Below are 10,456 nucleotides of genomic sequence, written 5' to 3'. Positions count from 1 at the left end.
CAAGCGTTTATTGTATCCCGCGCCATGCGGTGTTCCAATGAGCGGAAAGGGGAGTTCATGGAGATCGCCGCCTCGGTTGGTGGCGAGGGCCAGGTCGAACTTCTGAGAAATCGCCGTTTTCCATGGGATGGTGAGCGTGCCTCGGGAGTTCAGGAATTCTGCTGTGCTGCCGTCGAGGGCGGACGACTCCGTGCAGGTGAAAATGACGTGAATCCGTTCGTCGCCGGAAAAGGCGGCGAGCAGATCGATGAGTCGGGTGGCCGATGTGATGTTGTGTACGACGCCAAGCACCCTCCGAAGAGGTCTGACCGTCATCCATCGGTCGGCATCAGCCCTCAGAGGCAGGGGCAGACGGTCTGTGTTTCCCACTCGCAAGCTCCGCCTCAAGTTCCCAAGTCTGCTCGTCCGCGACGGCACTCACCCTAACCATTCGGCCCTCAGGTCTGCTACGACGCCGCTGAGCCCTCTCCCGTAACCGATGGTCAGAAGCGAGATGATCTTGGTGTGTCTGAGGTGACGCCGGCCGAGTGGTGTCCGGGCCGGCGGGGCACGTCGTCGTGGGCACGCCGGGCGGCGGGGACCGCGGCGTCCGAACGCCGTATCGCGGTTCACGCCGGCTGTCCGATCAGCAGTGGTGAGGCTGCCGTCCTCCCGGTGCAGCGCCTCGGAGAACCTCGCCCTCGACCCCTCGAAACCCACGATCCCCGCACCACCCTGAACTCCAGGGTGGTGCGGGGATCGATGGAACCCGCGGTGGACCGCGGGGCGCCGTGGTGCGACCGGGTCAGCTCGGGAGCTTCGCCAGGACCACCTTCGTCAAGCCGCCGTCCTGGACGTCCATGGCGTAGAACGCCACCTCGTTCCGGTTGTTGATGCCGATGCCCTCCAGCGGGACGAAGCGCGAGGAGCCGGTCATCGCCGACAGCTCGTACATGCGGCCCTCGGGATCCCAGACGACCGCGGTGTCCGTGTCCGGCGTGGTCTGCGCCGTGCCCACGATCCAGCCCGCGTCGTTCACCTGCAGCGCCTTCGCGTCGAAGCCGAAGTCGGGCAGCCGGGTCATCGTGCCGCCGGGCCTGATGACGAACGCGTCGTCACCGCTGGTGCCGACGATGGTGCCGGAGGCGTTGAGGCCATGGGCGAAGCTGTCCGCCATGCCCGGCAGCGTGCCCAGGTCCGTGATCGTGCCGTCTGCGTCCCACTTGACGGCGCGGCGCTGCCCGTCCTTCGACGAGTGGCCGACCACCGTGCCGGCGTTGTTGACGGCCATCGGCTCGGTCAGGTTGCGCCGGTCGGTGAGGTGCGGCAGCTTGCGGAAGCCGTCCGCCGCGCTCCAGACGAAGCCCTCGTTCACTTCGAGGCTGCGGCCGGTGGCCGGGTCGGTGACGTTGCCCGTGGCGTTGCCGACGACCGTACCGGAGTCGTTGACGGCGAAGCCTCGCGCGAAGCGGTAGTTCTCCCAGGTGGGCAGCGGCAGGACGGTGAGCTTGCCGTCCGCGTCCCAGAAACTGGGCCGGGTGCCGCCGTCGGGAAGCGTCAGCTGACCGGTGGCGTACCCCTTGGACGGGCTCTGGCCGAGGACGTGGCCGTCACGGGCCTCGGCGTTGGCGAGCAGCGTGATGCCGTTCTCCGCGTCCCAGCGCATCGGACGGCCGCGGCCGGAGACCTGCTTGGAGCCGGCCACCCGGCCGGTGTCGTCCACGCCGAAGGCGATCGCCGGGCCGAACGAGGACGTGATCTCCGCGTGCGGGGTGACGACCTTGCCGAGCAGCACGTCGGCGCTGCCCAGCGAGGTGCCGGTGTCGCTCGCCAGCGAGAACCGGCCCACCAGGCGGCGGCCCGCCGGCGGCACGGTGTCCACGACCAGACGGCCGCTGACCTTCGTCGACTCGCCGGTGGTGAGGCGCACCGGCTTGTCCTGGTCCATGGTCACCGAGCCGAGCGACGTGGAGAACATCGTGTCCTGGACGTCGAACGAGGTGCTGCCCGAGGGCACGTCCGTACCCGCGATGTAGAGCAGGTAGTAGCCGGGCCTGGGCTTGTCCAGCACGATCGACTCGCGGGAGCCGCCGTTGACGGAGGAGGCGACGAGCGCCCCCGACTGGGTCAGCAGGTACAGGTCCAGGTCGGCGTCCGGGTCGGAGGCGTTGCCCAGCGACACCTCCAGGCGCGTCGCGTCCCTCGGCACCGTGACCTGCTTGCCGGTCATGTCCTGGTGGGAGACGGTCGGGTGCGCCTCGGACAGCGCGCCCAGGGAGCCGCCCACCGCGTGCGCGGTCACCGGCGCGAACCGGTTGACGGCCGTGAAGGACTTCTCGGTCGCCGCGTGCAGCGACGCCTCGTCGACCACCGAGGACGCCGGGTCCAGCGTGACGCCCTGCACGGTCGCGGTCAGCCGGTACGGGTTGGCGAGCACGGGCGAGGTGCGGCGCGCCTCCACCTCGAACTCCCAGACGCCCGGCATGGGCTGCTCGTACGTGCGCGAGCCGGAGGCACAGGCGGCCTCGTCCGAGAAGTTCGCGTAGCAGCGGCTCGCGGCGGTGTCCTCGACCGGCATGCCCTGCGGGTCGATGGCCAAGAAGCGCGTCTGGCTGTCGCGGGTGACGCCGGACAGGTCCACCTTCAGCGCCGCCGCGCCCTTGGGCACGGAGACGAAGACGGAACGGGTGGCGTTGCGGTCCACCGTGCCGGAGCCGGCCACAGCGTACGACGGCTTCGCCGGGTCGGCGGCGGCCACGACGGTGACCGGGACGAGCCGGTCGACGCCGGGCGTGGCCGGGTCGTCGACGCGCAGCAGAGCCGAGTGCGCGCCGGTGGACGTCGCCTGCGCGCGGACGGTGACGGCGGTGGCCTTGCCCTCGTCCAGCTTCACCGTGCGCGGGGCGCTGAACGTGCCGTCGTTGCCGAGCCAGGAGAGGCGGGCCTCACGGCTGCCGGAGCCGGTGCGGGTCAGCTCCACCGTGTAGTTCTTCGGGCGGTGGAGCACCTGCCCGCCGTCGCCCGGGGAGCAGCGGTTGTACACGCCGGTGCCGGACTTGGGGGTGGCCAGCATCCCCGCGAGGGCACCGCACACCGGCGCCTCGACGGAGTAGGCGGTCGGCTCGGTCCCCTTGGCGAGCAGCTTCCACGCCGCCGGCACGGAGAGCAGACCGGCGCCCTGGGCGTAGGCCGGCTGTCCGGGCAGGTACGTCGCCGAGCTGGTCAGCGCGGTGCGCATCGCGGCGGGCGACACCTCGACGTGCGAGGCGGACGCGGCGGAGAGCAGGACGGCGACGGCGCCGGCGGCCTGCGGCGAGGCCATCGACGTACCGTTGAACATGCCGTAGCCCGGGGGCAGTTCGTAACCCGCCTGGGGCACGCCCTCGCCGGGCATCCAGGTCGGGATGGAGGAGACGGCGGCGCCCGGGGCGACGATCTCCGGCTTCATCCCGCCGTCCTCGCGCGGACCGCGCGCGGAGAACGGGAACAGCGACTGGCGGTCCTTCACCTGCGAGCCGTAATCGGCCCACCAGGTGTCCTTGCTGACCGAGGCGCCCACCGCGATGACCTTTTCGGCGACCGCCGGGTCGGACACGGTGTTCATGCCCGGACCGTCGTTGCCGGCCGACGAGACGATCTGCACGCCGTACTCGTCGATCAGCCGGTTGTAGAGGAGTCCGCGGACGTTGCTGCCGTCGTTGAGCGCGGGCAGCCCGCCGATGGAGAGGTTGACGACGTCGGCGCCCTTGTCCGCGACGACGTCGATCATGCCTTCGGCGAGGGCGTACGAGGTGCAGCCGGCGGCGAAGAGGCAGACCCGCTCGGAGACGACGCGGGCGCCGGGGGCGGCGCCGTCCATCTTCCCGCCGAACAGCCCGTGGCCCGCGGTGATGCCGGCGACGTGGCTGCCGTGCGCGCCGGAGACGATGCCGATGTTGACGAAGTCGGCCTTCTTGCCGGTGCTCGTGCCGCCCCGCGCCGACAGGTCCACGTCGTCCCGGTACTCGACCGTGAACGGCATCGACTCGGCGACGGCCGTGGCCGGGTCGTCCTTGCCGAACGTGCCCCAGGTGCCGGACTTCGCGTACGGCTCGATCACATCGGCGTCGCCGAACGCCTGGTCGAGATCGGCGTCGACCCACACCCGGTGGTCCGCCTTGCGGTACAGGACACCGAACTTGTCCTTGTAGTCGCCGTCCCGGTTGACGTCGCCGCCCAGTTCGCCGCCCCAGGTGTCGGCCTCGGAGAAGAGCTGGAACTCGTAGTCGCCGTCGGCGGCCTTGTAGTCCACCCCGCCGTAGCGGAAGGTGCCGTTCTTCGCGGTGACCTTCAGCCGCATCTCCAGCCACGTCGGGTCGGCGTCGGTGACCGGGTCGGTCGCGGTCACCCAGTCCTTGATCTTCGGCTCGCCGGTCGTGGTGGTGCGCAGCGCGGGATGGGACAGGTCGACGCCCGTGTCCAGGATGCCGACGGTCACGCCCCGGCCGTCCCAGGTGCGGTGGTCGGCGGTGAAGCCGGTCGCGCCGGTCTCGGCCACGGGCAGATACGGGTTGTCCGCCGGGGTGGTGCGGCCGGGCGCCTCCGGGGTGGTGGGGCTCCCGTCCCCGGCGCTCTTGTCCCCGTTGGCCTTCTTGTCCTCGGTGGTGACCGGGGACGGGGCGGGGATCTTGAAGGTCTCGTTCAGGTCCACCGCCCGGACCGAGGCCAGCGCCGCGAGCGCGTCGACCTTGCCGGTGGGCACGGTGGCGCGCACGTACCCGAGCTTGTCGTCGGCCCTGGCGACCCGGCCGCCGAGGTCCGCGACCTTCTTGCGCAGGGCCTCGGTGTCGCCCTCGCCGGTGGCCAGCAGGACGGTGACCGTCTTGGCCTTCTTGCTCTCGGCCTTCTGCAGCAGCGTGCGGTCGTGCGAGCCCAGCTTGTCGCGCTGCGAGGCCAGGGCCTTCTTGGGTGCGTCGGGCACGGCCGCGCCCAAGGGGTCGGGCACATCGGCGGCTTGGGCGGGAAGCGCCGACAGGCTCAGCAACGAGCCGGTCAGGCCGGCGGCGAGGACGGCGGCGGTGAACCGGCGTCTGCGGCGCGGGGTGGTGGGGCGGGACATGAGTGCCCTTTCGCATGGCGGGGGCCTCGGCGGAACCGGGACCACGTCGGTGAGCTCCCGCCGCTGCCGGGGCGGCGGCGGAGAGGTCGTGGGCACGGGTCTACCGAGTCGCGCCGGGGTCGTGCAGCTCATACGGGTGGCGGATGTGTGACACGGCGGGTTGTCGCCAGAAGCGAACTCGCCGGACTTCGATGGCGACTTGACGACAGGCGGGATCTCGCCAGTGGTTCCCCTTCTCAATCCGCGGCCCACGCGTTGACGATCATGTGATGTCCGTCTCCCGCTCACGAGGCGGGGGACACCGCCCGACCCTGCCCAGAGCGGAGCCACGAACCATGACGCACCCCCCAGGGCGCAGACACCTGGCCCTGGCCGCGGCGGCGACCGTGATCGCCACCCTGGCGGCCACCGCCCCCGTCGCCCTCGCCGCCCCCTCCCCGGCCGGCGCGCCGAACGCCGCTGCCCTGCTCGCCTCCCTCGACGACCAGGAGCTCCAGGCCCTGCACCGCATGGCCGGCCTGGACATGGGCGGCCTGCACCTCACCGACAAGGCCGCGCTGCGCAGCAGCGAGCCGGTCGACGTGATCGTCCAGCTGAAGACCCCGCCCGCCAGGACCGCGCGTCTGCTCGCCGCGGCCGAGGGGCGTACGGTCAGCGAGGCCGCGGCCCGCGACGCGGTGACGAAGGCGCACGAGAAGTTCCGCACCGCGCTGAACGGCATGTTCGCGCAGCCCGCCGGCGAGGCGGGGCAGAAGGCCGGGAAGAAGACGGCGGTCCCGAAGCCGGAGCGCACCTACACCCACAGCTTCGACGGCATGAGCCTCACGCTCCCCGGCAACCGTGTCGCCGAACTCCTGGACAACGACGAGGTCACCGCCGTCTGGCCGGACACCACGGTCAAGGCGCTCGACCGCCCCGCCCCGGCCTCCGACGGCGGGTCCACCGGCACCGCCGGGGACGGCGACGACGGAGTGGCCCGCCTGCACGCCGAGGGCCTCACCGGCGAGGGCGTCAAGGTCGGCATCATCGACACCGGCATCGACTATCACCACCCCGACCTCAAGGACGCCTACAAGGGCGGCTACGACTTCGTCGACGACGACGCCGACCCGATGGAGACGACCTACGCCGACTGGAAGGCGTCCGGCCGCGCCGAGCACAACCAGGGCTCGACGTACTACACCGAGCACGGCACGCACGTCGCCGGGATCGTCGCCGGCCGGGGCGCGGAGTCGGAGGAGCGCGCGGCCCACGGCGTCGCGCCCGGTGCCTCCGTGTACGCGTACCGGGCGCTGGGCCCGTACGGCGGCGGCCGCACGAGCGACATCATGGCCGCGATGGACCGGGCCGCGGACGACGGCATGGACGTCGTCAACATGTCGCTCGGCGCGTCCGTCAACGACCCGCTCAGCCCCCAGGCGATAGCCGCCGACAACCTCGTGCTCGCCGGCATCACCACGGTCATCGCCGCCGGCAACAGCGGCCCGAAGACCAACACCCTCGGTACCCCGGGCGCCGCCGCCCTGCCGCTCACCGTGGGCGCGCACGACGAGCCGATGACGCTGCCGGAGTACCGCATCGGCGCGGGCTCCACCACGGTCACCGGGCGGCTGCTCGCCCGGCCGTTCGGCACCGCGCTCGACAACCTGACCTCGGGCAGCCGCCCGGTCGTCGACGTCTCCACCGGTACGGCCGCCGGCTACAACGGCAAGGACGTCAAGGGCAAGGCCGTCCTGGTCAAGCGCGGCGGGATCACCCTGGACGAGAAGGTGCGCCGCGCCGCGTCCATGGGCGCCGTCGCCGTCCTCCTCGTCAACGACAACGCCGCCGAGGGGCACATCCCGAACTACATCGGCGAGAGCCCGTCCTATGTGCCGGCCTTCTCGCTCACCGCGGCCGAGGGCGCCGCGCTGACGGCCGGGACCGCGGACGGCACCGCCCGCCTCACGTTCGCCGCGGCGGGCACGTTCGTGCTGGGCGACGGGGACCTCGCGGACTTCAGCTCCCGGGGCCCGGTCTACGGCACCGGCGCCATCAAGCCGGAGATCACCGCACCCGGCGTCAGCGTGCTCTCGTCCGTTCCGGCCGACACCGTCGCCCCGGAGACGGGGGACTACTCCTTCGCGTACGCCCGGCTCAGCGGCACCTCCATGGCCTCGCCGTACGTGGCCGGGGCCGCCGCTCTGCTGCTCCAGCACAACCCCCGGCTCACCCCGGACGACATCAAGATGTCCCTGATGAACACCGCCCGCCCGATGCCGGGCGAGGTGAGCGTCTTCGACGCGGGCGCCGGCGCGATCGACCCGTACGCCGCCGTGCACACCGAGACGTCGGTCCAGGTGCCCGCGAAGACCCCGTACGTCGCCCTCGACGGCACCCGGTCCGAGCTGGACCACCGCACCGGTGCCCTCGACCTCGGTGTGCTCCCGGTCGGCCGGTCCGTCCGCACCGAGAAGCGGCTGAACCTGGTCAACGACAGCGGCACCAAGGCACGTTACGAGGTCGCCGCCGAGTTCACCCGGGGCAACGGGGCCTCCGGTGACGCGCGCGCCGCGGGCATCACCCTGAGCACCGACGCGTACGCCACCACCAAGCCGCACGGCAGCACGCCCGTCCGCACCACCCTGCAGGTGCCGGCCGACGCGCCGGCGGGCTACTACGAGGGCTTCGTCACCCTGACCCCCGTACAGGGCGAGGGACTCCACACGCTCCGGGTTCCGTTCGGGCTGCGGGTCGCCGAGTCCGGCTTCGCGGAGATCGACATGACGAAGCCGGTCATCTCGACCAACCAGTTCTCCGACGCCGGGTCCGTGGGCGGCGGGGCCGCCAACTTCAACCTGCGCATGGCCGGGCAGCTGCGGAGCGTCGACGTGTTCCTCGCCGACGCGGACGGCAAGGACCTCGGCTACATCGGCGGGATCAACACGACCGGTCTCACCGAGGGCGTCCTGTACGGCCCGGCGACGGTCGGCGGCTGGTACCACCCGCTGACCGGGCGCGAGGCCACCCCGTTCGAGCCCCGGGGCCGCTGGATCGACGAGGGTCACTACAAGCTGCGGATCGTGGGCACCGACGGTTTCGGCGCCACCGACTCGGTGCTGCGTGACATCTACGTCGACTCCCACGCCCCGGCCTACGACGACACGTACGGCGCCTGGGACACCTCTCACCCCGTCGTCGTCGAACGCCCGGCCGACGCCACGTCCTTCGCCATTTCCGGCCGGCTGCGCGACGCCGAGGCCGACGCGATCCACGACGCGGGGCTCGACATCGGCCAGGACGACAACGCGCTGTACTACTCCACGTACAGCCCGAACGCGCCGACCGGCCACGTCAACGCCGACGCCGACGGCAAGGTCGACCTCCGGATTCCGATCTCCGCCGGACCGCCGACCACCTTCGTCAAGCTGTGGCCCACGGACGCCGCCGGAAACATCGGGGGCGTGCGTGTGGTGAACCTGATGAAGGACGGCATCCCGTACGTCGTGGCCGACGCCGACAAGGCGGTCGCGCGCGCCGGTGACCGGGTCACGTACACCCTCACGGCGCACGACCTGAAGAACTGGAAGTCCTTCACCTCCCAGATCCGCTACGACGACCGCAACATCCGGATCACCGGCATCGAGCCGACCGCCGAGCTGGCCGCCCACGGCCCGTCCGCGATCAGGACCACCGCGGTCTCCGCCGGCTCGTCGTCGTACAGCACCGTCTCCTTCGACGTCTCGGACCCGAAGGGACTCACCGCCGACTCGATGCCGCTGCTCAAGGTGACGTACGAGGTGACGGGGGAGCACTGGGCGGCGTCCGCGGGATTCTCCACGGGCACCACCAGCGCCATGGACACCGCGGGCACCAAGGTGCCGCTGAACATCCAGTTCTACGGCGGGGTCCGGTTGCTGAACGAGCAGTCCTCCTTCAACGCCCGGCCCGCCGCCGAGGCGCTGCTGACCAGGGACTACGCCTACGACGCCAAGCGCGACTACAGCCTGGACGGCATCAGCACCGAGCTGACCGCCCCGGACGGCACCCGGCACCCCCTGACGGCCGACGCGGCCGCCCGGGTCTCGGCCGGCGGCCTGAAGCCCGCCGAGAAGCCCTACCGCCTGGAGGTCCGGGTGCCGGGCCACTTCACCTGGACCGAGGACATCGACCTCGGCCTGCGCGGCTACGGGGCCGTGGCCGGGACCAGCGCCACCTCGGTGGCGTCCCTGGTCGCCGGTGACGTGAACGGGGACGACGTCATCGACGTACGCGACGCCGCCGCCGTGTACGACGCCCGGGGCACCGCGAACCGGGCCGCCGACATCAACCACGACGGCACGGTCGACGGCAAGGACCTGACCTGGGTGGCGACCAACTACTTCCAGCACAACACCATGTCCGACCGCGTCACCGACCCGGTGAAGCGGCTGCACGGCAAGACGCTGGAGTACTACACCGAACGGATGTGACGACTCGTCGTCCCGGGGCGCCGCACACGCCGGTGCCCCGGGACGACGGGTTCCTCACACCCAGTTGTTGCGCATCGCGTACCAGCCGAGCTGGACCCGCGAGGAGACGCCGGCCGTGTCCATCAGGGCGCGGAGCCGGCGCTGGACCGTACGGGGCGACGTGCCGAGCTGGTGGGCCGTCGCCGCGTCCGTCAGCCCGGACAGCATCAGCTGGAGCAGCCTGCGGTCGGTGGGGTCCAGGTCGCCGTCCTCCCGCAGATAGGGACGTGAACGCCGCCAGACCGACTCGAACAGCTCGACCGCCAACCGGACGACGGGCGGCCCGAGCACCATCGACCGGCCCGCCTCCAGCTGCACCATCGCGGTCTCGTTGTCCGCTATGAGGAGCTTGATCAGGGGCTGGTCCACGATCCGCACCTGATGACCGGCCGCCAGCCGTTCGTCGAGCGCGCGCAGCGCCGCCGGCTCGGTGAGGAAGGCCCGGTCCACGACGACCCGGTACGCGGCCAGGGGATTGCCGTCCTTGCGCAGCGGGGGTTCGTCGCCGGCCTCCGCCGCCGCCTCGCCCTCCGGAGGAACGGGACCCGCCACCCCCTCGCCCCCCTCCGGGGCGGCCAGGGTGGACGGCACGGGAGCGACCGTGTTGGCCCCCGACTGGAACCCCATCAGGGACTTTTGGGCCCCGTACTCCAGCTCGTACAGACGGCGGGCCTGAGCCTCCCGGCCCTCCCAGAACTCGATGAACTGCCCCGGCTCCTCCCGGCCGTCGGGCCGCCACGCCCCCAGCAGCCGCGCCAGCGAGTCGTCCGCCCTGCGCAGGTCCTCCTGGAGCCGGGCCAGGGAGGAGCGGACGGAGGCGGAGGGCGGGCCTGCGAGCGGTTCGGCCGGCGGCGGGAACGGTGGCACTTCCGGATGGGACGACATGGCA

The 10,456-nt window shown here is 71.8% G+C and carries 3 protein-coding genes and 1 pseudogene; 1 reads left to right on the top strand and 3 read right to left on the bottom strand.

Going from position 1 to position 10,456, the window contains the following annotated elements:
• Positions 1–291 (bottom strand): annotated as a pseudogene (locus ABZ564_RS19825) (hypothetical protein); the annotation flags it as partial.
• A 493-nt stretch (positions 292–784) separates the two neighbouring features.
• Positions 785–5,077, bottom strand: a complete 4,293-nt coding sequence (locus ABZ564_RS19820; protein ID WP_360857827.1) for a S8 family serine peptidase — start codon at positions 5,075–5,077, stop codon at positions 785–787.
• A 335-nt stretch (positions 5,078–5,412) separates the two neighbouring features.
• Here ABZ564_RS19820 and ABZ564_RS19815 point away from each other — a divergent pair, with 335 nt between their 5' ends.
• Positions 5,413–9,528: a S8 family serine peptidase gene (locus ABZ564_RS19815; protein ID WP_360857824.1), complete on the top strand. Its 4,116-nt coding sequence runs from the start codon at positions 5,413–5,415 to the stop codon at positions 9,526–9,528.
• A 54-nt stretch (positions 9,529–9,582) separates the two neighbouring features.
• On the opposite strand, the gene ABZ564_RS19810 is transcribed toward ABZ564_RS19815, so the two are convergent.
• The gene (locus ABZ564_RS19810; protein WP_360857821.1) at positions 9,583–10,452 is read right to left on the bottom strand and encodes a helix-turn-helix transcriptional regulator; all 870 of its coding nucleotides are present in this window, start codon (positions 10,450–10,452) and stop codon (positions 9,583–9,585) included.
• Positions 10,453–10,456: the final 4 nt, after the last annotated feature.

Source organism: Streptomyces sp. NPDC019224, from assembly GCF_040632605.1.
GTDB lineage: Bacteria > Actinomycetota > Actinomycetes > Streptomycetales > Streptomycetaceae > Streptomyces.
The sequence above is the reverse complement of the archived record's forward strand: the minus strand, read 5'-3'. Positions and strand labels throughout refer to the sequence as shown.